This window comes from Streptomyces sp. NPDC003635 (assembly GCF_053587635.1).
Window position 1 is genome coordinate 74,380 of sequence record NZ_JBSFOK010000021.1, and the last position, 21,513, is coordinate 95,892.

Here is a 21,513-nt window from a genome sequence, read left to right on the forward strand (position 1 = left end):
AGGCGTGATCGATATCAACGAGTCCGTGATGCAGGTTCTTCTGGCGTTGGTCGTCGTCGGCCCGCTCCTCGGCGCGGCCGCCGCGCTTCTGCCGGCCCCGCCCGGGCTGAAGGGGAAGTCGCCCGAGCAGGCGGTGCTGCGGCACGGCGTGACGGTCACCGGCGTGATCCTGGTGGCCGCGATCGTCCTCGCGCTCGGCTTCGACCACGACCAGCCGTCGAAGATGCAGGCCACGACCGACATCAGCTGGATCCCCGCACTCGATGTGCGTATCCATCTCGGCATCGACGGCATCTCCCTCCCCCTTCTGGTCCTGACGGCGCTGCTGACCTTCCTGTGCGCGCTCTACTCGTACTTCAAGATGCCCGCGGGCCCGACCCCGAAGGCGTTCGTCGCCCTGCTGCTCGTCCTGGAGTCCGGCACCCTCGCCACCTTCGCCGTCCTCGACCTGCTGCTGTTCTTCCTCGCCTTCGAGATGGTCCTGATCCCGATGTACTTCCTCATCGCCCGCTGGGGCGGCGAGGGGCGGACCCAGGCCGCCTGGAAGTTCATCCTCTACACGCTGCTCGGTTCGGTCGTCATGCTGCTCGGCCTGCTCCTGATCGGGATCGAGGCGGGCACATTCGACATGGTGGCACTCGCCACTGACAACGGCCGGTCGCTGACCGCGTCCGTGCAGGTCATCGCCGTTCTGGCGATCGGTCTCGGGCTCGCGGTCAAGACCCCGATGTGGCCGCTGCACAGCTGGCTGCCCGACGCCCACACCGCCGCCCCGACCGTCGGTTCGGTGCTGCTGGCCGGTGTCCTGCTGAAGATGGGTACATACGGGTTCGTCCGGATTCTTCTCCCGATCACCCCCGACGGCTTCGCCGACTTCGCGCCCTATCTCGCGGCATTCGCCGTGGTCGGGATCATCTACGGATCCCTGGCATGCCTGGCCCTCGCCAAGCAGGGCGCGAAGGGCGACCTCAAGCGCCTCATCGCCTACTCCTCCGTCGGCCACATGGGCTTCGTCCTGCTCGGCATCGCGACGATGACCCCGACCGGCGTGAACGGCGCCCTGTTCGCCAACATCGCCCACGGTCTCATCACCGGCCTGCTCTTCTTCCTGGTCGGCGCCCTGAAGGACCGCACGGGCACGACCGACCTCGACGCCCTGGCCGAGCAGACCGGCGCCGCCCTCTACGGCAAGGCCCCGCGCCTCGGCGGCCTGCTCGCCTTCGCCGCGGTCGCCTCGCTCGGGCTGCCCGGCCTCGCCGGGTTCTGGGGCGAGATGCTCGCCCTGTTCGGCGCGTTCGACCCCGCCGAGGGGCTGAGCCGCCCGGCGTTCCTCACCTTCATGACGATCGGCGCGTTCGGCACCCTGCTCACCGCCGCCTACCTGCTGATCGTGGTCCGCCGGGTCTGCATGGGCGCCGTACCGCAGCAGGCGCCGAAGCTCGCCGACGTACAGATGTACGAATTTGCGGCCTGGACCCCGCTCGTCGCCCTCACCGTCGTCGCCGGACTCTGGCCGAAGACCCTCCTCGGCCTGACCGACCCGGCCGTGCAGCAGCTTCTCGCAGGAGGCACCCGATGAGCTCCCTGGCCCAGCCGCTGGCCGCGTCCGTCGTCCAGGACGTCGACTGGCTCGCTATCGCGCCGCCCACCATCGCGGCGGTCGTCGGACTCGTGGTCCTCGTCGCCGACCTCTTCGTCGGGGAGGACAGGAAGGCGCTGCTCGGCTGGACGTCGGTCGCCGGCCTCGCCGCCTCCACGGCCATGCTGCTGCCGCTCCTGGACGGCGACCGGTCCACCTTCTGCCTGACCGGCGCCCCCGACACGTGCAGCTACACCGCGGACCGCTTCACGCTCGTCCTCCAGCTCCTCGTCCTCGGCGGAGCGCTCCTGGCCGCCCTGCTGTCGGTCACCGCCCTCAAGGACGACAACAAGAGGCTCCCCGAAGGGGAGTTCTGGTTCCTGCTGCTCTCCTCCGCCGCTGGCGCCGCCCTCCTGCCCGCCTCCCGCGACCTCGCGACGCTCATCGTCGCCCTGGAGGTCGCCTCGCTGCCCGCCTTCGCCCTCGTCGGGCTGCGGCACGGCGACCGCAAGTCCTCCGAGGCCGCCCTGAAGTTCTTCCTGTCCTCGGTCACGGCGACCGCGGTCAGCCTGATGGGCATCAGCTTCGTCTACGCCTCCACCGGCACCCTCTACCTCACCCAGATCGCCGACCGGATCCAGAACGTCGACGGCCAGTTCGACACCCTCGCCCAGACCGGCGTCGTCCTCACCCTCGTCGGCTTCGCCTTCAAGACGGCCGCCGTCCCGTTCCACTTCTGGGTTCCGGACACCTATGTGGGAGCCCCGCTTCCCGTGGCCGCGTACCTGTCGGTCGTCGGCAAGGCCGTCGGCTTCTCCGGCCTGATCCTGGTCACGGTCATCGCCCTCCCGTCGTACGCCGACGTCTGGGGCCCCGCCCTCGCCGCATTGGCCGCCCTCACCATGACCATCGGCAACGTCGGCGCCCTGCGCCAGCAGGCCACGCGCGCGTACAGCGCGGTACGCCTGCTCGCCTGGTCCTCGGTCGGCCAGGCCGGCTACCTCCTCGTACCGATCGCCGCCGCCGCGTACTCCGACGACGCCGAGCGCTCCATCGGCTCCACGCTCGCGTACGCCCTCATGTACGGCGCCGTGAACCTCGGCGCGTTCGCCGTGGCCGCCCTGGTGGGCCGTACGCACTCCCTGAACCGGCTCAGCGACTACCGGGGCCTGTACGCGAAGAACCCCCTCTCCGCCCTGGTCCTGGCCTTCTTCCTGCTCTGCCTCGCCGGACTGCCGCCGGGCATCATCGGCCTGTTCGCGAAGGTCACCGTCTTCTCGGCGGCCGTCGACGCGGGCCTGGGCTGGCTGGCCGTGGTCATGGCGGTCAACGTGGTGATCGCGCTCTTCTACTACCTCCAGTGGACGGCCCTGCTGTTCCGCGCCCCCGAGGGCGAGCCCGTCCGGCACATCGGCCCCGCCCCCGTCACCGCGGCCATCGCCGTCACCGCCGTCCTCGGCGTCGCCCTGTCCGGAGCACCCCAGCTGGTCCTGCGCTTCGCCGACACCGGCCTCTTCTGAGGCGGCGGGTCCTCGTCCGAGGCGCCGGCCGCGTCACTCGTCCGGCCCACGCACGGGGCCGCGCGCACCAGGGAACCCCAGACCCTCGCCTGGCGTTGACCAGTACGGGAGGGTCCACTGGACGTGTCACCACGACACCAGTGGCACAGGAGATCGACCAGCAAAGGGTTCCCCTGCCGCACCACTTGGAGGGCGTACCGTGCACCGCCGGCACAACGGGCTCAGGACCGCAGTTCTCCTCGGGGGGCTGTCGGCGCTCATCATCGTCATCGGCAGCTTCTTCGGCCGCATGGGGCTCATCGTCGCCCTCGTGATCGCGCTGGGGACGAACGCGTACGCGTACTGGAACAGCGACAAACTCGCCCTCCGCGCGATGCGTGCCCGGCCGGTCAGCGAGTTCGAGGCCCCGGCGCTGTACCGCATGGTCCGCGAGCTCTCCACCCAGGCCCGTCAGCCCATGCCGCGCCTGTACATCTCGCCGACGGAGGCCCCGAACGCCTTCGCGACCGGCCGCAACCCGCGCAACGCCGCGGTGTGCTGCACCGAGGGCATCCTGCGTCTGCTGGACGAGCGCGAACTGCGGGGCGTCATCGGCCACGAGCTCAGTCATGTCTACAACCGGGACATATTGATCTCGTCGGTCGCCGGCGCCCTCGCCTCCGTGATCATGTTCCTGGTCAACTTCGCCTGGCTGATCCCGATCGGCCGCTCGGACGACGACGACGGTCCCGGCATCCTCGGCATGCTGCTGATCATGATCCTGGGCCCGCTCGCCGCCAGCCTCATCCAGCTCGCCATCAGCCGTTCCAGGGAGTACGAGGCGGATGCCTCCGGGGCCCAGCTCACCGGTGACCCGCTGGCCCTCGCCAGCGCCCTGCGCAAGCTGGAGACGGGCACCAAGCAGCTGCCGCTGCCCCCTGAGCCCCGTATCGAGACGGCGAGCCACATGATGATCGCGAACCCTTTCCGTCCGGGACAGGGGCTGTCGAAGATGTTCTCCACACACCCGCCGATGGCCGAGCGGATCGCACGGCTCGAGAAGATGGCAGGTCCCCACCAGTGAAGACAATCCTGAACGTCATCTGGCTCGTCCTCAGCGGCTTCTGGCTGTTCCTCGCCTACCTGGTCGCGGGCGTGCTGCTCTGCATCACCATCATCGGCATCCCGTTCGGGGTCGTCCTTCTGCGTTCAGCATCGCGCTCGGGTCGACTCGCCCTTCGATGACCATCGAGGGCAGTAGTTGAAGCTTCGGCAGGGGCACCTGTTCCACGCCCTCCAGGGCAGCGTTCACGCGGCTCCAGGTGTCGTCGGACGACCACGCATTGAAGTGTTTCGAGGCTTGGATCGTGGCGCCAGTCTCGCTGATGACCTCGGGCCACGACTTTCCAGTGCGAGCCTTGTAGAAGATGGCGTCCACAGACCTGCGGACGGTGCCCTTGCGCCCCTTGGGCAGTAGGGGAGCGACCCTGGCCCACTCCTCGTCGGAGAGCACGCCAGCGGGGACGCCGAGACCAGCAGCGGCGTACCAGGCTCGCACGGTGCACGGAACCCCTCCGCGTCGATCGTCGGGCACAGGGCCGGTGATCGTGACCTTCAGTTCCAGCATGGACAAGATGGCGGCTTGCTGCTCCGGGGGCATGTCCGGGAACGACTTCTTCGCCATGGCCGCCAGCGCGATGAGATCACGGGCGCGCTGGTCAGACTCCTGCATTTCTGCCAGCCATTCAGCGGCCTGGTCGCGCAGGTTTTGAAGCTGTTGGAGTTCGTCGTTCAGGAGAGCTGTGGCCGTCTCGATGGCGTCTGCCGACTTGCTTTGCTTGGCAGTGGCCACGATGACGGCGGCGATCGAGGAGTTCATTCCCTCGATCTGCTGGTCAAGGTCAGCGATCCGATCAACGAGGGCGGTGGTGTCTCCTTCCGCCATGCCGATCCACTCGGCAGCCAGCACCTGAAGCTTCTCGCTGTCGCTTGCGATCTCGGTGACGTGTGTCCAGACGTGCTTCTCAAGCGCGTCAGCATCGATGCGGGAGCAGCCGCAAGACTTCTGGCCAGGGTTCCTGGGCGTGTTACCGGCGCACCGGTAGAACCGGGCGCATTCCCGTTCCGATGCGAAGCTGATTCCGGAGTACTTCTTGCCGCAGAGACTCACAACCCGGCCACTCAGCGGATAGAACGAACGTTGCCCACTGCTGTGCTTCGCGGTCTCAGCGACCTTGCGCCGTAGCTCAGTGCTCTGCTCCTCGGTCAGAATCCGAGGAAGGCCGATCCTGATGGAATCGCCCCAGATAGGGTTGCCGTTCTCGCCGAGCTTCGCGTGCTTGCCACGAAAGACGAGCACAGCATCGAGGACGGGCGTCGACATCACACGGTCACGGAGATTGTCACGAGTCCAGGCCTTGCCTGAACGTGCCGTAATCCCCTCGGCGTTGAGGTGGATCGTGGCCTTACGCAGGTTGAGACCCTCGCCCACGACCAGGTCGTACACGTGCCGGATGACCTTGGCTTCGTCCTCGTCGATCACCAAGTACGAGCCCGGCGTCCCCTTGTTGGCGATGCGGTAGCCGTAGGGAGGGCGGCCGCCGATGTGCGCGGATGGCGTCAGCTCTGCCTTCTCCTGTAACCGGCCCTGAGTGCGGTCCCGGATCGTCTCCCACTCGGTCTCGGCGTAGTCGGCATCGCGGCGCATCTTCTTGCGCCCCTCGGTCGTGGTGTTGTCGTAGTCATCTGCCACGACGGCGACGAATACCCCGATGTCTTCGAGGGCCCAGACCCAACGCCAGAAGGCGCGGCCCTTACGGCCGATCACACGGCCGTCCGGCACGACCACGATGTCGAAGGGGCGCGGAGTCTGCTGAGCATCATTCATGAGGCGCTTCAGGTCGCCACGATCAGCAGCTTCCAGGGAGCCTGAGACCCCCTCGTCCTTGTAGGTACCGACGTGCGCCCATTTCTTGAGCGCGATGTGCCGAGTGGTCTTGCGGCTCTGTCGGGCTACGCCGTAGCCCTTCTTCTGTTCCTCGGTCGAGACGCGTAGGTAGTCGACTGCACGCAGTGTGCTTGTGCCGACTACCTGAGCAGCAGTCTCGATGGCTGAGGGCAGGGCTGTGCTTTCATTGGACACGTCGACTCCCAATCAGTCGGCCAGCCCCGGGGCGGTGCCAGCCGCTGCCGGGGCGTTGGTCTTAACCTCCAAGGTAGCCCCCCGATATGACACCTCGTCGGGTGAATCGGCGAACCGTCGGAGTCGCGCCTGGGGACCGAACAGGATCCGCAGAAGAAGCAGACGTTCGGCGGGGGAGAGCGTTTTGTCGGACGTCCAGATGACCTTGGTGTCAGCCACTACGCCCACCTCCATCCGGGTGAGCTAATGCCTCTCGACTCATCTCGCGGTTCAATGTCAGGTCATCGGCGATTCCGGCCGCGATGAGTGCGGCGCCGGGGGTGTGGCCGGAGCCGATGTAGCGCCAGTCCCTCTCAGCGAGCGCGTCAGGCGTTTCGGAATGCCCCATGTGGTCAGCGCGTTCGGCGCGGAGTGCTGCGTACGTAGTTGAGTAGGCCCGGGATTTGGTGAGTATGTGGCCGCGGTAGCCCAGGGTGTGGGCCCAGGCGCGTAGGCGGAGGGGCGCGTATGCGGGGATGCCGCCAAGGCGCCAGCAGGTGCGTATCAGGGCGCGGACGTGTTCGCTGGCGGTCGCCGACTCGATGTCTGACCAGTTGGTGAGCGGGTAGTCAGTGCCGGCGCCCGCCTCACTTGCTCCCTTGGTGACGTACTTAGCGACATACGCGGCTACGGCGTCATCGTCGGGGCCGTCGCCATTGGCGAGCAGGGGCCGGGCGTCGAGCTGTGCACCCCAACGGAGGTCGAGTTCCCCCACGGCGGGGGTGTACGGGGTGCGGACGAGGACCCGGCTGGCGGAGACTCGTACGGCGTTGGTGAGCCTGTCAGTGGTGGCCCAGGGCGGGGGTTCGTCGCCAGACCCTGCCGGGCCGTCGAGACGGACTACGGCGTGCACGTGGACGGCCGCCCGCTTCTGATACTCGGCAACGCGGGCGAAGGAGAGCCGGGCGTGCTGGGCGAAGTGGGATTGTACGAGTCCGGCGGAGGTGGCGAGGCGGCGCCGTACGTCGATGACGAACCGGTCCCAGAGCTTGGAGGCGTGGGCGTGCCAGAGCACGTGGGCGGTGTAGTCGTAGCAGTCGGGGCAGAGTGGTTGGCCGACGGCCGGAGCGTCGGGTGCGTGGACGGTGCCGCAGCCGAGGGGGCGGCCGTGCTCGCAGGTGCCGCCGTCGCGGCGGGGATGGCACACGTCCCCGGCGCGGTGGACCGGGCCGAACGAGGGGGCGGTGAGGGTGACGAAGAGGCGGGGCCGGTTGCGTACCGACGTCGGGACGTTCTTGCCGCCGATCAGGCCTGCGCGGACGAGGTGGTAGGTGTCTCCGGCGTGGAGGCGGGAGCAGGGCGGGCAGATGGTGGCGCGTCGGTTGCGGCAGCGGACGAGGAGGCGTTCGCCGGGTTCGGTGCGGGTGTCGTAGTGGTGGAGGATCTCGCCGGTTGTGCCGTCCAGGGTGGTGGTGGAGCCAGAGAGGTGGATGGGGTGGGAGCAGCCGCCTGTGGCGGTGATCTGCTCCAGCCAGCGCGGGAACTGAGGGTCCTGGGCGAGGCGTATCGCATCGCGGTCTGCTTCGGGAAGTTGCCGCAGGCGCGCCGCGCGGTCGAGAACGGCGCGCCTGTCAGCCGGGGTGAACTCCGGGGTGATGGTGGTGCCCTTCCGGGGTGGGCCGCCGAAGCGGCGGGGTGAGTAGTGGGTGGTGCGCTGTTGGCCATGTGGATCACTCCGTTGTGTGGTCGGGCGGGGTGGGTTCAGCGGATGGTGCCGGTGCCCCGGCAGACGCGGCAGCGCCGACGCCGTCCGGTCCAGGTCCTGCGGGCCCCGTCTCCCTTGCAGTGCGGGCACCTCACGCGAGGCATGGGCATGAGTGGTGGCCCTTCCTGGTCAGAAGTTGCTGAAGCCGGTGAGGAACCAGGTCACGAAGCCGTCGACCGTGAGGCTGGCCGGGGTCTGGCCCAGGTATATGCCGAACAGGGCGATGCAGATGGCTTCCCAGGCGCGGACGCTGTGGGAGCGGACGAGGAGGGCGGTGATGATCCCGAAGATCACGACCAGTGAGACCGCGCTGCCGGTGCTGATCACTTGACGTCTCCTTCCAGCACCGCGAGGGCGCGGTCAATGGCGGGCAGGTCGGGTGCCATCGCGGCGTATTTCCGCGCCGTAGACACCGCTTCCTCGGTGGGGGTGAGGTGGGAGCGGGCACGGCTCCAGCCGCCGTCCGGGCCAGTGCATACGGCCACGCCCCGTTCCTGCGCGGTGATCGACTGGGCGACGGCCACGGCGTCCTTGTTGAGGTCGCCGAGGGTCATTTCGGCGGTGGCAGGGTCGTTGATGCGGTGGCAGATCCGGCCGCCGAGCTGGGCGCGTAGTGCGGTGACGCCGGGGCCGAGGTCGGAGCCGACCCGCTGTCCGGCCACCACCAGGTGCAGCCCGAGCGCGGCCCCGAGCTGCGCGAGGCGGAGTAGGAGCGTGGAGCACTGCTCGGCCTCCGCCTTGCCCTCCCTCGTACCGTCGGACAGATACAGCTCCGCGATCTCGTCGACGATCACGACGACCGGCACCGGCCGCAGCTTCTCCGGGAGCTCCCAGATCGAGCGCACCCCTGCCGACCGGCACGTACTCATCCGGCCCTGCATGTCGACGACCAGCGCGGACAGCACGGCAACCGCCTCACGCCTGCACGTGGCCAGCGCGCTCAGCCGACCGGCGAACAGGCCCAGTTCCATGCCGCCCTTGCAGTCGATGCCGACCAGGGCGACGGGCTGTGTCGAGAGCTGGGTGATCAGCCGGGCAAGGAGTGTGGACTTGCCTGAGCGGGTGGCCCCGGCGATGAGCCAGTGCGGCACCAGGCGCAGGTTCATGACCCAGGCACCGCCCGACTCCAGCACGCCGATCAGCGCGCAGAGGAGTTCCGCCGGGGCCGTGGCTAAGCCGGGCCGCTCCAACGGGTCGGTAGCGGTCGCGGTCAGCAGCACCAACCCGCGTTCCGGGGAGGTGACGCGCACGGCGTGGACCTTCCACGCGTGCACCAGCGCATCGGCCGCCTGCATGTACGCCGCCGGAGTCTGCCCCGCATGCAGGCGCGCCGTCACGGTCAGCCCCATCCGCGTGGCGCGCGGGAAGGAGATCCGGGGAGCCACCGGCCGCAGCGGATCACCCTTGACCATCAGGTCCCCGAGGAGCCCGCGGGGCGGACGCCGGGACACCGACAGGTCGTTGAGGATGGCCACCTTGCGCCAGGTGAACACCACCCGGCACGCGGCGACGGGGTAGCCGACGAGGTACCAGTGCCAGGCAGGACGGTGCCGGCGCACGAGGTCACCGACGACGAGCACCCAGGCCAGAGCGGCGAGGACGAGCGCGAGGAGGATCGGACCCATTACGACTCACCGCCCTTGCCCTGTAAGGGCGTTCCATGCACGGGCGTGATCGCGTCCGCGCGGAAGCTGAGCCCGTGCCGGTCGCCCAGCGACCAGGCGAACGCGGTCAGGCCGGTGACCTTGACGATCTGGCCCTCTTGGATGCCCTTGGGTTCACCGCTCACGGCGATCTCGATCACGGAGATCCGCCGCCCGTCCTGCCGCACGGTCACGGCCACGGTGTAGACGGCGTTGCCGTCGCGGTCCTTCTTCACCTCCTGTGTCTCGTGGTTACTGATCTTCACTTCGGGCGCGATGGCGCACCGCAATACGCCGAGCCGCGCCGTGTCCACGGGAATGGACTGCATTTCGTTGGCCTCCCTGGCCAGTCAGGACGCCGACTCATATGCCGACGTCACTTGTCCTTACGAGTTACGACTATGAAGTCCTGTACGGCGACGTTGCAACTACTTATGCTGACGAGTGATGTCGCGCGTGCGACGTGCCTACGACCTCACCCGGAGATGCCGAGATGTCAGAGATCCAGCGCCCCGGAGCCCTCTACCAGCAGGTGGCCGCCGCCATTCGCGAGGCCATCCTCACCGGCGAGTTCGCACCCGACGCCCTGTTGCCATCCGAAGCGCAGCTCATGGCCCGCTACGGCGTCTCCCGCCCCACCGTCCGCCACGCAGTCGCGGCACTGCGCGCGGAAGGCCTGATCGACGTCCGTCACGGCAAGGGCAGCTTCGTACGCGCCAGCGGACACCCCGTGCTCACCGTTGAGCGCCGCATCAGCCGTACCACCGGGGGCACGTTCGTCATGCCGGGCGGCGACGTCTGGCAAGAGGTCGAGGAGCCGACCACCTACCGCACACACACCACCAAGGACACCGGCCGAAGCCTCCAACTCAGGGAGGAAGAGGCACTGTTCGGCTGTGACCGCCTGCTCATCGACCCTGGCACCGGCACGCGCGCCATGCACCGCACGCTGATCCCCTTCGAGGTAGCCGAGGCCGTCCCCGGCCTTGCCGAGGAGCCGTCCGAGCACCCGACAGCTCTCTACGGACTGCTCACCGAGGCCGGGCACAAGTTGTCCTGGACGGAGACGGTTCGCGCGCACCTGCCATTGCCGGACGAGCGCACCACCCTCCGCCTGCCGGACGCGACCCCGGTCCTGCACGTGTCCCGCGTCGCGCACGGCGCCGACGACAGCCCGCTGGTTCTCGAAGAGCTCCGCATCGGCGCCGACCGTGCCGAACTCGCCTACCGGATCACCGCCGACAAGCAGCCCGCACGGCGCACCCGCACCTGACCCCGAGCGGGCATCGGTCGAAACAGTCTCCACTTCCTCAAGGGCGCGCCTGCGGCGCGCCGGGTCGCCCGGCCGCCCCGGCCGGGCGTGCGGCGTGGACGCCGGTCCCGTCCGGTCGCCCGGCGCCCGCAGCACACCCGAGGAGTCGAAGCATCGACCGGCCGCCGGGAGCAGGGGCCCGCGGGGCTGGGGGTCGACGGCCTCCGGGACTTTAGGCAGCCGCCATGGGGCGAGCCTCGAAGAACAGGGGGCCCATCGGGCACATACGCGGGCAGCACCAGTGCCTGCCCGATTCGCCGGGCCAGCGTAGGGCCCCCTGTTCACTCGCCCCATGGCAGCTCCCGCCCAAAGTCCCTCCGGCCGGCGACGTGCCCACGCGCACCGCTCACCAGCGAAGCCGCTCACGCTGCATCGCCGCCATACGGCGGGTGCTCCTCCAGGAGCCCGGCGAGCCGCATCACCGCGCCGGGCGTGCCGACCAAACGGACAAGCCCCCGCCCGTCGTCGGCCGTCGCAGCCACGGCCCGTAACTCGGAGGGCTCGAACTCCGCTCCGAGGAAGGCCAGGTTCACGTGATCAGCAGCCTCCCGAGCCTCACGCCAGCCAGCCACATAATCGACGCCGCTCACCCACAGGCCGGAATCCGCGCCCGTGACGTCCAGCCCGTCGCCGTGCCACTCCGCACCCGCGCCAGTCACCTTGCCGCTCCCATCGAGGTAACAGATCGTCAACTCTCTTTGGCCCAGGGCGAATGCACAGCACAACGACCCCGGTACCATCAGGCACCGGGGATCGCAGTGTCCCCTGCCGGACCACCCCGGTTGCTGCCAGGCGCGGGGGTGGTCCGGTCTCGGTATGAGGTTGTGAAGCATGGCCCCCAAGGGGGCCGGGTGGGGAGCCCGACGGGCAGCCCCGGGGAGCCACGCCCCGATCACCAGAGGACTCAACCTCCGGCCCCGGCCTGTCACCCGCTCCCCAGAGAGCAACGAGGAGGCGACAGCCCGAAGATCATCAGGGCCTAGCGTCCCCACCACTGCTGTCGAGGTCGAAGCGGCACCACACGGTCTTGCCGCCCTGGTCTTCCGGCGTGCACCAGACCGCCGCAGCAACCCGCTGGACGATGAACAGCCCACGGCCGCTGTCGGGTACAACTGCCTCCGCCAACTCGCCCATGAGGCCAGGTGAGAAGGTGTCGCCGAGGGGTAGCACGGGAGGAGTCGAGTCCTCATCCGTGACGCCGATGAACACCCACTTCGGCCAGATCTTGAACGTCACATGGATGCGCCGACTGCCGCCGGGACGACTCAGGCACGGTTCCGGCACAGCGTGGTTCACCACGTTGCCCACCAGTTCGGACACGGCCAGCTCAGCGTCGTCGACGATCTCCGCCGCACCTGAGTCCCGGAGGAGCTGAACCGTCATGTCACGGGCAATGTGCGCGGTATCCGGAAGCTCCGCGTAGAGCGTCAGGGTGGCGCAGCGCCCACCCGCCGTCGGATCCGACGCTGCGAACCAGTGAGTGAACGCATCTAAGTCACTCATCACCCGTTCATGTCGTCGCGCTTCTCTCGCGTTCATGACACGGATCACCGTCTCTGGTCACGCCTGCCGAGCCCCTCCCGGCAGGGTGACCCGAGAGTGCACGCAGTGTCCCGCCCGTCGCTCCCCCCTCTTGGGGACCCCCCTCGTGGGTACACTCGCGAGAGGCACAAGGCACGGTCGAAAACAAAACACGCAGGTCAATCACAATGGGGACGTGAGATGGCCGAAGCTGCACCCACACCGGCAGCCCTACCGCCGCACGTGCTGGAGCGCGCAGACGTGCGATCCGCAATCGCCAGCCACGACTTCGGCGAGGTCTTCCGACTCGCAAAGATCCACGGGCACATCAGCTACGCCAAGATCGCCGAAGCGGTCAACTACAAGCGCGAGCACATCGGGAAGATGGCCCGCCCTGAATCCGAGGGCAAGGGCGTACGACCCCGGATCACCCAGTACGCCAAGATCCTCGAAGTGGTGGACGGCCTACGGATCCCGGGTCACCTCGCGGGACTCGCGCCACGCCCATGGGAACAGAGTCGACCCGCGGCCACATCCACGCCCGACGACCCGAGCACCCTGATCGCCCAGGGCGGGGCCGGACTCTGGGACGTCGCTGAGATGCTCCGGCGCACTGAGATGTCCAGCATCAACAGCGCTGCCCTGGAGTCGATCGAGCAGGGCATTGACCAACTGGCGCGCGCCTACCCGTACGCCGACGCCGACTATCTCCACGACCGCACCCGCAACGGCCTGCAATACGTCACCAAGCAGCTCGAAGGCCGAATGACCCTCCGCCAGCACCGCGAACTACTCGTGGACGCCGGATGGCTCTTCCTGCTCAACGCGTGCGTCCAGTACGACCGAGGCCAGCGCGAGGCCGCCAACCTCAGCAAAGCCGCCGCACTCCGCATCGGCGAGGAAGCCGGACACGGCGAGATCAAGGCCTGGGCATGGGAGATCGAGGCCTGGTTCGCCCTCACCCAGCGCCGCTGGCAAGACATGCTCGCCGCCGTCGAGGCCGGACACATGGCCGACCAGACACACTCCGTCGGCGTCCAGCTCTACGCCCACAAGGCCCGCGCCGCAGCCCGCATGGGCGACGGCCGCCTCGTCCGAGACTCCCTCGACGCCGGCCGAGCCCGCCTGGACCGACTCCCACGGCCCGACCACCCCGAACACCACTTCATCATCGACCCCGACAAGTGGGACTTCTACGAGATGGACGCCTACCGTCTCCTCGGCGACGACGAACGCGCCGCCACCCATGCCCGCTCTGTAATCAGCATTAGCGCGGGCCAAGGCGGAACCGAGATCTCACCCATGCGCGCGGCAGAAGCCAGGCTCACGCTCGGGGTTGCCGCTGCCCGCATGGGCGAGATAGAAGAAGCAATCGGCATGGGTACCACGGCTCTACGAGCCGACCGCAAGTCCCTGCCGTCCTTGCTGTTAGTCGCAGATGAGTTGGACAAGGAACTGCGTGCTCGGTACCCCCGTGAAACGGCAACACGCGACTTCCACGAGCAGGTCACGGCAATCAAGCGACGCTCTGCCAGGCCTGCTCTGCCCTTTTGAGTCGAGTCTAGAGTATGCGTTCGAGGCAGCGCTCGCGTGCCGGAGAGGGTTGGACGGATAGCTGGCAACTAGTGGTTCAACGTTACGCGAGCGGTAACAACGTCCGACCTTTAAGCTATGAGTGAGGTTGCCTGCGTAAGCGCCAACGGATGATCAAAACGCATCGGAAGTGACAAGATGAGTTCAAATTTGAGCACTTTCCGCAAGGTGATGATTGGCGCCGTAGTTGCTGCCGCGGGCCCATATGTCGCTGTGGCCACAGGATTCCTGCAAGAACATCCTGTGGCGGCCGCCTTTATCCTTCTCGCCTATTATTTAATTGCCGCCCTGGTAGGTATAACTGGGAAAATCTGGAGTAAGCTTCTAGACATATGGCTGGCTCGAATAGTCGCATTTCTGGACATCAGGCTACAGCAGGCCACATCGAGACATCGAAGGCTCTATCTTCGTTTTGTCCGTAATGCGCATGCACATATGGACCTAAAGGGCTTGACAACTCGCGGTGACTATGCCCTTTCTGTCAATGAAGTGTTTGTCCCCCTTTCTCTCGACCCCAATTCCTTGCATAGTCTCAGCTCGAATATTGTCGACTATGGGGGCGATGGTCCGCAATTTTGGCAGTCCATTATGGATGAAAGGGCAGCATCGCTAACACCACTTGGCGCCCTATCCTACACTTTTCAATTGGCGGGCCGTGTGACTGGCAGGTTGATAAAGTCCCCACGCGGTTGGCGAAAAGGGGCCGTAAATCAAGCCACGCTTGCTTTTCTTGATGGTAGCGACGTTTCTTTCTATGCCCCCAAGAGTATTTGGGGATGGTTGAGGACGTCTAGGAATTCAAATAGCGTGCTCGTCATTGTCGGGCCTCCAGGTAGCGGGAAGACAACCCTGTTGAAGCATGTCGCCATTACGATGGCGATTTGGAAGCGGGCCGCAAGAAGTGCGATTGGGTCGCAAAAGATTCCTGTCTTGATTGAGCTGCGGCATCACAAGGATAAATTTGCCGACAGGGATTGGGCGCCTTTGCTGCCCGACATAATTCGATCATCAATAGGCGATCTGCAGCGCAGAGAGCCGCCCAACTGGATTGAGGCTCAGCTTGAAAAGGGTCGAATGATTGTTATGCTCGACGGCCTCGACGAGGTGGCGACCGGGGAAGTGAGACTGAACGTCTCAGACTGGGTTGAGCGGCAGAGGGTGACATACCCTGATGTCGACTTCATCGTAACGAGTCGGCCATTCGGGTACCAAAGTGCTCCCTTGAATTCGGCCACCGTTGTGCAGGTGCAGCCTTTTACGGAGCGTCAGGTAGGCGATTTCATCGAGCGTTGGTATAGCTCTACAGCTATGCGAAGTTATGCGGGTGATAGAGGGGCCGCCGAGCTATATGCGCAAAGCTCTAGTCGTGAGCTACTTGACCGTCTGTATGAATCTTCTGCTTTGCTCAGCCTCACTGTGAATCCGCTTCTTCTCACGATGATAGCCACCGTTCACCACTACCGAGGTGCGCTTCCTGGTACAAGGATCGAACTCTATAAAGAAATTTGTGAAGTTCTACTTGGTAAGCGGCATCAGGCGCGTGGCGTCGAGACAGATCTGGAGATTTCCGCGCTTCAAAAGCAAAGCGTGTTGCAGTTTCTGGCTTTCAGAATGATGGAGCATCGAGTCAGAGACATTGGGCGATATGAGGCATGCTCACTTATTTCGGAACCCCTATCACGGGTGGCTCCTGACGTCCCTCCCACTGAATTTTTGAAGCACGTTGAGCAATCGAGTGGACTGCTACTTGAACAGGAGCGTGATGCGTACGCCTTCGCGCACTTGACCTTTCAGGAGTTCTTGGCGGCAAACTATATTCGTGAAGAACGAATGGAAGGGATTTTGGTTGCCAACCTGCGTGACTCCTGGTGGAGAGAAACCACCCTGCTTTATGCATCCCAGAGCGATGCCACAGAAATTGTCGAAGCATGCCTTCGGGAAGCAGATGATTTGGCATCTCTGAGTCTGGCGGTTCAGTGCAGCGAAGAGGGACGTGAGGTTAGCCTTAGTGCCCGACGTGCCCTTAGCGAATTTGTTGCAGGCGAAGTGCGAATGGAGCCAAATAGGAGGAAGGCAGCAGGGGCGGTTCGGCTATTTCAGCGTAGTAGGGGTTTTCTACGCTTTGCGGAGGACGAGTATGTTAGCGTCACCCCAATTACTTGCCTGGAGTATCAACTCTATATTGACGAAAGTGGGCGCCTGGAATCGTCAATCCCCGATCATTGGACCGACCGTGTTTATCCTAGCGGAGCCGAATCAAGTCCAGTAATGGGAGTCCGTCCCGCTGAAGCCCAAGCCTTTTGTGAATGGGTGGAGCGGACTTATAGTGATCAATGGAGCTACGATCTGCTTGACGTCGATCAGATACGAAATGCTGAGCTAGCGGCCAAACTCAACTTCATTGGTGTGGGCGTAGTTACGGTGAAGAGCCTGACAACGGGCGTTGTGTCTTTCTACCCGGTATCGGAATTCAACCCGGATCCAGCCATCCTTCACGCGCAGCTTGACGCTGATGCTCGCGCTACAATCTTTTCGGGATCCGCTGCCGGACAACATGTACTTGAGGATGCAGGACTTGAGGTTGCTCTATTGCTGACACGCGAACGCTTGGCAGCACTATGTGATGCGAAATCAAAGGCCAGGGCAAATCTTGTGGCAGCATGGGATCACGTCGAAGCAGTTGATCTCAGCTCTGTTCGCGCCGCTGCGGAATCATTAGGTCAGGCAATTCGATCATTTGCCTACGATGAGGCATCGTCTGCGACGGCTGCCCTGACGGCTTCCCTGCGAACCGAACTCGGCGCAGTCATTCAGGCGCTTGAGTACGCTGTTGCTGTGAGCTATTCGCAGTCGGCAGTCGCTCCTGTGAAGCCCAACATCCATGACATGGAAAGACTTTGCAGTCGATGGCTGTGCCTTTCTGCGGCTCAGATTTGCAGAAGCTTGGCCGACTCGGTTTCGTCGATCGTGACCGGACAGGAACTGAGGGGCCGAACAATGCGTTCGCGTCTATCCATCTCGTGGCCTCGCCAGAGGGTTGGTGGAGCACCCCGTGCGTCATCTTTGACGAGGAGGGCAAGTTCGGAGACGTATGAAAGCCTCGCGCAGGATTTCGAGTTGATGTATTGCTTGCTTGCAACCCTGGAGTCACGTATAGCGGGCCAGTCGGAGCCATGGGAGGGGTTCTTTTTGGCAAGGCGGCGAAGGGGGCGTGGAGGGCAAATCTTCGTCGGCGGAGACGGGAATGTAGACCTTTCATTTCTTCAGGGGCACATCCCAGGGTGATCCTCGCTATATCGAGATCTGTTAGTACCCGCGACGCCCGCCAAATTCCTGATCTGTTGGAACGACTTCGCGACCCAGCGGCATCAGGGAAATCGGGATGAGTTTCAGGTTGGCCCAGCCGAACGGGATGCCAATGATGGACAGGAATAGCGGGATGCTCGTGGCTAGGTGAGCGAGTGCCAGCCACCATCCCGCGAAGATCACCCAGATCACGTTTCCGACGAGCGAGCCGGCTCCGGCGCTTGGCCGCTCCTCTGTGGTGCGACCGAACGGCCAGAGGACGAAGCCAGCAATACGTAGGGACGCGATGCCAAACGGGATGGTGATGATCAAGACGAAGCAGATCAGCGCTGCGATGAGGTAGCCGATCGCCATCCAGATGCCGCAGAAGACGAGCCAGATGATGTTCAGCAGCAGGTTGAACAGCTTCATGATCGACACCTCTCCAGGTGGGTCCTTCGGTGTTTTCCTGCTACCACCAGTATCGGCAGGTCACGCCTGCAAGCGGAAGCGGAGAGCGTTTGTAGCGTGATCGGGAACGTACGGAGGCGATCCCGTTCGGGGTCGCCGCCTTCAGAATCGGCGTCTACGCCCTGTGGCCCTTCGGGTACACCACGGTCGAGCGCCGTGACGCGGGAGCGCCCTCCTGTGTCGGCAACGTCCTGTGGCTGGTCCTGGCGGGCTGGTGGCTGGCCCTCGGCCATATCGCCACCGGTCTCGTCCTGTGCGTCACGATCATCGGCATTCCGCTCGGCATCGCCAACTTCAAGCTCATCCCGGTGTCGCTGCTGCCGCTGGGCCGCGAAATCGTGCGCACGGACCAGGCGTTCGCCTCGACGAGCTGGTAGCCGTCGCGGGGGTCTGGTCGCAGAGGTTTTCCACAAGCCGTCGGTTGTCCACAGGCTCGGCTCGATTGTCAGTGGCGGCTTGCATCATGAACGCATGACCGAGATCGAGCAGTTGCTGGCGCGGGTGGCGGACAAGGCCCGCAACACCCGCCCGTGGGGCTGGACTTCCCTCCCCGCGCCTGTGGACGAGGCCGCCCCGGCCCGGGCCGAGGCCGCGCTCGGCTTTCCCCTGCCACCGCTGCTCGCCGAGCTGTACCTGCGCATAGGCGATGGCGGATTCGGTCCGGAGTACGGCCTGTTGCCCCTGCTCGACAGCCCTCCGTCCGGCGAGCCCGCCGCCGTCGTGCAGTACCTCGCCAACCGTGAGAGCGGCCGCAAGGACCCCGACTGGCCCTGGCCCGAGGGAGTCCTGCCGATATCCCACTGGGGCTGCGCGATGTACGCCTGCGTGGACTGTCTCGCCCCGGAGGCACCGGTCCTGCTCTTCGAGCCGAACGCCGACATCAGCGATCAGGCCTGGTACGTGGACGCGCCCAGCCTCGAACACTGGCTGCGCACGTGGGTGGAGGGCACGGGCTGGTACGAGGAGACGAACGACGGCATGGACATGGCCCCATGGACCGACTTCCGCATCCGCACGGCGCGGGCTTCCTGAGCCCTCGGGGACGGATGCGGGCGGGCCGCACCGGCTACCGAGCCGCCCGCCACCGCCGTACGCCGTACGCGACGACCCCCACCGCCAGCACCCCCGCGCCCACGGCCACCGAGACCCAGGGCAGCGCGAACGCCAGCACCAGGCACCCGAGGAGACCCACCGCCGGCACCGCGCGCGCCGACAGGCTGGAACCGAGCGTCCAGGCCGAGGCGTTCGCCACCGCGTAGTACGCCAGCACACCGAAGGAGGAGAAACCGATGGCGCCGCGCACATCCACGGTCGCGGCCAGCACCGCCACCACCGCGCCCACGGCGAGCTCCGCCCGGTGCGGCACCTGGAAACGCGGGTGCACGGCCGCCAGCGCGCCGGGCAGATGGCGGTCCCGCGCCATGGCGAGTGTCGTCCGCGAGACGCCCAGGATCAGGGCGAGCAGCGAACCCAGCGCGGCCACCGCGGCGCCGATCCGGACGACCGGAACCAGACCCGGCACGCCTGCCGCCCGGACCGCGTCGGCCAGTGGCGCCTCCGCGTTCGCGAGACCACCGGCCCCCAGCACGGACAGCACCGCCACCGCCACGCACGCGTACACCACCAGCGCGATACCGAGGGCGATCGGGATGGCACGGGGGATGGTGCGGGCCGGATCCCGTACCTCCTCGCCGAGGGTCGCGATGCGCGCGTATCCGGCGAACGCGAAGAACAGCAGGCCGGCCGCCTGGAGCACCCCGTCCAGACCGCCGGAGGCGCCGATGTCCAGCCGCCCGGCATCGGCGTCACCGGACGTCAGACACACGACCACGACGGAAGCGAGGACCGCCAGCACCACCGCCACGATCACCCGCGTCAGCCAGGCGGACTTCTGGACGCCGCCGTAGTTCACCGCGGTCAGCGCCACCACGGCGGCGACCGCCACCGCGTGCGCCTGGTCCGGCCAGACGTACGCGCCCACGGTGAGCGCCATCGCCGCACAGGAGGCCGTCTTCCCGATCACGAACGCCCAGCCCGCGAGGTATCCCCAGAACTCCCCGAGCCGCTCGCGGCCGTACACATAGGTGCCGCCGGAGGCCGGATAGAGGGCGGCCAGCCGGGCCGAGGACGTGGCGTTGCAGTACGCGACCACGGCGGCGACAGCGAGGCCGATCAGCAGCCCGGAGCCGGCGGCGCGGGCCGCGGGCGCCAGGGCGGCGAAGATTCCGGCCCCGATCATCGAGCCGAGCCCGATGACCACGGCGTCGCCTACACCGAGGGTGCGCCGTAGCCCGGCGGCGGACTGTGTCATGGCCAGAACCCTACTGATCGCCGCAACCGTGGAGTGCGGTGCCGGCGTCCTGGTCATCAACACACGGCGAACAGAGCGCGAAGGCGGGAACACGCGAGCGCGGTCGGCGCACGACGGACGCGCACCCTCCGAACCGGACGAAGATCACAGTGTCCGGCCAGTGCGAGCACAGCACGGAAGGGCAGGTTCACGGCATGGGCATCATCAGCTGGATCATCCTGGGGCTGCTGGCCGGCGCCATCGCCAAGTTCCTGCTGCCGGGCCGTGACCCGGGCGGCCTCATCGGTACGACCGTCATCGGCGTCACCGGCGCCTTCATCGGCGGCTGGATCTCGGCCCGTTGGCTGGACCACCCCATCAGCAAGGACTTCTACGACGGCGCCACCTGGGCGGCCGCGATAGGCGGCTCGCTGGTTCTCCTGGTCGCCTACCGCATCCTGTTCGGCAACTCGCGCGACTGACCATCTCCCCGGACCGCAGCCAGCAGGCGGGAAGGGCGGGCACCAGCCAGGTGCCCGCCCTGTCTCGGGCGCGCCGCGCTTCCGCTCACGTGGTCAGCGGTAGTTGACGAACTGGAGCGCGAAGTCGAAGTCCTTGCCCTTCAGGAGGGCGATGACGGCCTGGAGGTCGTCGCGGCTCTTGGAGCTGACGCGGAGCTCGTCGCCCTGCACCTGGGCCTTCACGCCCTTGGGGCCCTCGTCACGGATGATCTTCGCGACCTTCTTGGCGTTCTCCTGGGAGATGCCCTCCTCGATCGACGCGAAGATCTTGTACTCCTTGCCGGAGAGCTGCGGCTCGCCCGCGTCCAGCGCCTTCAGCGAGATGCCGCGCTTGATCAGCTTGGACTGGAAGACGTCGAGGACTGCGTTCACCCGGTCCTCGGAGTTCGCCTCCATGAGGATCTTCTCGCCGGACCACGAGATCGAGGCGCCGACGCCCTTGAAGTCGTAGCGCTGCGAGATCTCCTTGGCGGCCTGGTTGAGGGCGTTGTCGACCTCCTGCCGCTCGACCTTCGAGACGATGTCGAAACTGGAGTCGGCCATGTCCTGTGGCTCCTTGTATCGGGGTGCGTGTCTGGTGCGTGTCGGCGTACGTGGGGGCGACCGCCGAGCCCGGCAAAGGTCCCGGGCCGCATCCGGATAAGCCTAGCCATCCCCGGTCCCCGGGGCCGCGAACAATCAGGTGGCGAAGCACCCCTCCGCATCGGGTATTGTTTACGTCGTTGCCAGGGAGCGCAGCCGAAAGGTTGTTCGAATGGCAGCAAACCCCGGCGGTGTGCCCGAGCGGCCAAAGGGAGCAGACTGTAAATCTGCCGGCTTCGCCTTCCCAGGTTCGAATCCTGGCGCCGCCACTTTGGGGAAGACCCCCTGCGGACTGTGGAGACACAGTACGCAGGGGGTCTCTTCGTGTGCG

At 66.2% G+C, this 21,513-nt stretch carries 19 protein-coding genes, 1 tRNA gene and 1 pseudogene; 11 read left to right on the forward strand and 10 right to left on the reverse strand.

All coding sequences use genetic code 11. The features are described from left to right. The first annotated feature begins 4 nt into the window (after positions 1-4). From ACWDRW_RS20940 to ACWDRW_RS20955, 4 genes and pseudogenes are all read left to right on the forward strand, one after another. Positions 5-1,579: a complex I subunit 4 family protein gene (locus ACWDRW_RS20940; protein WP_451725220.1), complete on the forward strand. Its 1,575-nt coding sequence runs from the start codon at positions 5-7 to the stop codon at positions 1,577-1,579. Further along, positions 1,576-3,099, forward strand: coding sequence for an NADH-quinone oxidoreductase subunit N (locus ACWDRW_RS20945; protein ID WP_451725221.1), 1,524 nt, complete (start codon positions 1,576-1,578; stop codon positions 3,097-3,099). Before ACWDRW_RS20940 ends, ACWDRW_RS20945 begins: the two co-directional genes overlap by 4 nt. 199 nt (positions 3,100-3,298) lie before the next feature. Continuing rightward, positions 3,299-4,162: a zinc metalloprotease HtpX gene (gene htpX / locus ACWDRW_RS20950; protein WP_451725222.1), complete on the forward strand. Its 864-nt coding sequence runs from the start codon at positions 3,299-3,301 to the stop codon at positions 4,160-4,162. After that, a pseudogene (locus ACWDRW_RS20955) lies at positions 4,159-4,287 on the forward strand (YccF domain-containing protein); the annotation flags it as partial. The gene htpX and the pseudogene ACWDRW_RS20955, both read left to right, overlap by 4 nt. Here the strand turns inward: ACWDRW_RS20955 and ACWDRW_RS20960 are convergent. The 5 genes from ACWDRW_RS20960 to ACWDRW_RS20980 form a co-directional block, all read right to left on the reverse strand. Next, positions 4,253-6,220 (reverse strand): recombinase family protein, encoded by a 1,968-nt coding sequence (locus ACWDRW_RS20960; protein ID WP_451725223.1) that lies wholly within the window; start codon positions 6,218-6,220, stop codon positions 4,253-4,255. The pseudogene ACWDRW_RS20955 and the gene ACWDRW_RS20960 sit on opposite strands and share 35 nt — an antisense overlap. 211 nt (positions 6,221-6,431) lie before the next feature. Next, positions 6,432-7,799, reverse strand: a complete 1,368-nt coding sequence (locus tag ACWDRW_RS20965) for a replication initiator (RefSeq protein ID WP_451725283.1) — start codon at positions 7,797-7,799, stop codon at positions 6,432-6,434. A gap of 294 nt (positions 7,800-8,093) precedes the next feature. After that, complete coding sequence (locus ACWDRW_RS20970; protein WP_451725224.1) at positions 8,094-8,291, reverse strand: hypothetical protein; 198 nt, start codon at positions 8,289-8,291, stop codon at positions 8,094-8,096. Further along, the gene (locus ACWDRW_RS20975; protein ID WP_451725225.1) at positions 8,288-9,589 is read right to left on the reverse strand and encodes an FtsK/SpoIIIE domain-containing protein; all 1,302 of its coding nucleotides are present in this window, start codon (positions 9,587-9,589) and stop codon (positions 8,288-8,290) included. The genes ACWDRW_RS20970 and ACWDRW_RS20975 overlap by 4 nt, the downstream gene beginning before the upstream one ends. After that, a complete protein-coding gene (locus tag ACWDRW_RS20980; RefSeq protein ID WP_451725227.1) occupies positions 9,589-9,936 on the reverse strand; it encodes an SCO3933 family regulatory protein in 348 nt (115 codons plus the stop codon). The genes ACWDRW_RS20975 and ACWDRW_RS20980 overlap by 1 nt, the downstream gene beginning before the upstream one ends. A gap of 164 nt (positions 9,937-10,100) precedes the next feature. Between ACWDRW_RS20980 and ACWDRW_RS20985 the strand changes: the two genes are divergently transcribed. After that, positions 10,101-10,880 (forward strand): GntR family transcriptional regulator, encoded by a 780-nt coding sequence (locus ACWDRW_RS20985; protein WP_451725228.1) that lies wholly within the window; start codon positions 10,101-10,103, stop codon positions 10,878-10,880. Positions 10,881-11,281: 401 nt separating this feature from the next. On the opposite strand, the gene ACWDRW_RS20990 is transcribed toward ACWDRW_RS20985, so the two are convergent. Both ACWDRW_RS20990 and ACWDRW_RS20995 read right to left on the reverse strand, forming a co-directional pair. Further along, positions 11,282-11,611 (reverse strand): hypothetical protein, encoded by a 330-nt coding sequence (locus ACWDRW_RS20990; protein ID WP_451725230.1) that lies wholly within the window; start codon positions 11,609-11,611, stop codon positions 11,282-11,284. A 280-nt stretch (positions 11,612-11,891) separates the two neighbouring features. Further along, positions 11,892-12,458, reverse strand: coding sequence for an ATP-binding protein (locus ACWDRW_RS20995; RefSeq protein WP_451725231.1), 567 nt, complete (start codon positions 12,456-12,458; stop codon positions 11,892-11,894). Between the two features lie 183 nt (positions 12,459-12,641). Between ACWDRW_RS20995 and ACWDRW_RS21000 the strand changes: the two genes are divergently transcribed. Together ACWDRW_RS21000 and ACWDRW_RS21005 are read left to right on the forward strand one after the other, a co-directional pair. Continuing rightward, on the forward strand, positions 12,642-13,994 hold the full coding sequence (locus ACWDRW_RS21000) for a tetratricopeptide repeat protein (RefSeq protein ID WP_451725232.1): 1,353 nt from the start codon (positions 12,642-12,644) through the stop codon (positions 13,992-13,994). A 189-nt stretch (positions 13,995-14,183) separates the two neighbouring features. Continuing rightward, positions 14,184-17,318: an NACHT domain-containing protein gene (locus tag ACWDRW_RS21005; RefSeq protein WP_451725233.1), complete on the forward strand. Its 3,135-nt coding sequence runs from the start codon at positions 14,184-14,186 to the stop codon at positions 17,316-17,318. A 21-nt stretch (positions 17,319-17,339) separates the two neighbouring features. On the opposite strand, the gene ACWDRW_RS21010 is transcribed toward ACWDRW_RS21005, so the two are convergent. Continuing rightward, positions 17,340-17,750 (reverse strand): YccF domain-containing protein, encoded by a 411-nt coding sequence (locus tag ACWDRW_RS21010; RefSeq protein WP_451725235.1) that lies wholly within the window; start codon positions 17,748-17,750, stop codon positions 17,340-17,342. 119 nt (positions 17,751-17,869) lie between these two features. Here ACWDRW_RS21010 and ACWDRW_RS21015 point away from each other — a divergent pair, with 119 nt between their 5' ends. Together ACWDRW_RS21015 and ACWDRW_RS21020 are read left to right on the forward strand one after the other, a co-directional pair. After that, positions 17,870-18,166 carry a YccF domain-containing protein gene (locus tag ACWDRW_RS21015; protein WP_451725284.1) on the forward strand — a complete coding sequence of 99 codons (297 nt, stop codon included), beginning with the start codon at positions 17,870-17,872 and terminating at the stop codon, positions 18,164-18,166. A gap of 94 nt (positions 18,167-18,260) precedes the next feature. Continuing rightward, positions 18,261-18,821, forward strand: a complete 561-nt coding sequence (locus ACWDRW_RS21020) for an SMI1/KNR4 family protein (RefSeq protein ID WP_451725236.1) — start codon at positions 18,261-18,263, stop codon at positions 18,819-18,821. Positions 18,822-18,855: 34 nt separating this feature from the next. Here the strand turns inward: ACWDRW_RS21020 and ACWDRW_RS21025 are convergent, their stop codons facing one another. Beyond that, positions 18,856-20,100: an APC family permease gene (locus ACWDRW_RS21025; protein WP_451725238.1), complete on the reverse strand. Its 1,245-nt coding sequence runs from the start codon at positions 20,098-20,100 to the stop codon at positions 18,856-18,858. A gap of 194 nt (positions 20,101-20,294) precedes the next feature. Here ACWDRW_RS21025 and ACWDRW_RS21030 point away from each other — a divergent pair, with 194 nt between their 5' ends. After that, a complete protein-coding gene (locus ACWDRW_RS21030; protein ID WP_451725240.1) occupies positions 20,295-20,561 on the forward strand; it encodes a GlsB/YeaQ/YmgE family stress response membrane protein in 267 nt (88 codons plus the stop codon). Positions 20,562-20,654: 93 nt separating this feature from the next. On the opposite strand, the gene ACWDRW_RS21035 is transcribed toward ACWDRW_RS21030, so the two are convergent. Next, on the reverse strand, positions 20,655-21,143 hold the full coding sequence (locus ACWDRW_RS21035) for a YajQ family cyclic di-GMP-binding protein (protein WP_128433077.1): 489 nt from the start codon (positions 21,141-21,143) through the stop codon (positions 20,655-20,657). A gap of 226 nt (positions 21,144-21,369) precedes the next feature. Here ACWDRW_RS21035 and ACWDRW_RS21040 point away from each other — a divergent pair. After that, positions 21,370-21,451 (forward strand) — tRNA-Tyr (locus ACWDRW_RS21040). Positions 21,452-21,513 lie beyond the last annotated feature (62 nt).